The organism is Roseisolibacter sp. H3M3-2 (assembly GCF_029211165.1).
Lineage (GTDB): Bacteria > Gemmatimonadota > Gemmatimonadetes > Gemmatimonadales > Gemmatimonadaceae > Roseisolibacter.
On the sequence record NZ_JARGEK010000699.1, the window covers coordinates 1 to 981 of the forward strand.

At 78.4% G+C, this 981-nt stretch carries 2 protein-coding genes; both read right to left on the reverse strand.

What is annotated here, in order from left to right:
• The coding region (locus PYV61_RS25820) for an AMIN domain-containing protein (RefSeq protein ID WP_275836758.1) at positions 1 to 600 on the reverse strand (600 nt) is incomplete at its 3' end.
• A partial coding sequence (locus PYV61_RS25825) for a hypothetical protein (RefSeq protein WP_275836759.1) occupies positions 597 to 981 on the reverse strand: 385 nt, incomplete at its 5' end. The genes PYV61_RS25820 and PYV61_RS25825, both read right to left, overlap by 4 nt.

Genomic DNA, 981 nt, shown 5'->3' on the forward strand with positions numbered 1-981 from the left:
CCGACTTGCCGGCGGCTGCTGGCGCGGCGGCTGCTCCGCGGGCACCTCGGCGGGGGCCGGGACGGCGGCGACCTGCACCGCGGCCGACGCCGCGGGGGCGCGGCCGGCCTGCCAGGGCGAGAAGTCGGCGGGGCTCCCCTGCACCACCAGGCGCACTGCGCCGTCGGTGCGCTCGACCTTGTAGGCGCGGGGCCCGTCGAGCTCCACGACCACGCGGACGACGCCGGCGCGGAACTGGGCGAGGCGCACGTTGCGCACGCCGCCGCGGGCCGTGCCGTCGTACCGCGCGCCGCCCGGGAGGGCGAGCGTGGCGCCGGCGAGGTCGAGGACGACGCGGCGCGGCGCGTCGAGCGTGAAGTCCTGGACGACGACCGCGCGGTCGACGCCGATCAGGACCGTGCTCGCGGCGTCGCCGCCGGCCACCACGCTGACGTGCGTGACGGCGGCGCGGACGTCCTCGGCGCGCTCGGCGCGCGGCAGGGGGTTGGTGACGAGGCGCGTGGGCGGCGCCGTCGGCGCGCGGTCGGCCGTCGCGGGGACGGACGCGAACGCGGGGGTCGCGGCGGTGACCGCGGCGGTGAGCAGGGCGACGCCCCTCATGGCAGCCTCGTAGCGGTGGAATCCTGCAGCCCCAGGACCTCCTGGCGGCTGTATCCGAGCTCCTCGATCGTGAACACGACCTGCTTCTGGCGGATCTGCGCGACGCGCATGCGGCCGAGCAGCTGGCCGGGGCGGACGCGGTGCTGCTTCTTGCTGACCGAATCGCGCAGGATCGCCACCGAGCCGGCGCCGCGCGGGTCGAAGACCACGGCGACGAGCCGCAGCTCGTTCGGCAGCGGGCGGATCTCGCTGGTCGCGATGAGCGGGCGGAACGGGTCGCGGCGCCCGGCGCCGCCGTACGCGAAGACCTCGCGCTCGATGGTCGCGGTGCTCGGCGTCGCGCGGCGGGCGGGCGCCGGCGCGGACGGGGCGGCGGCGGCG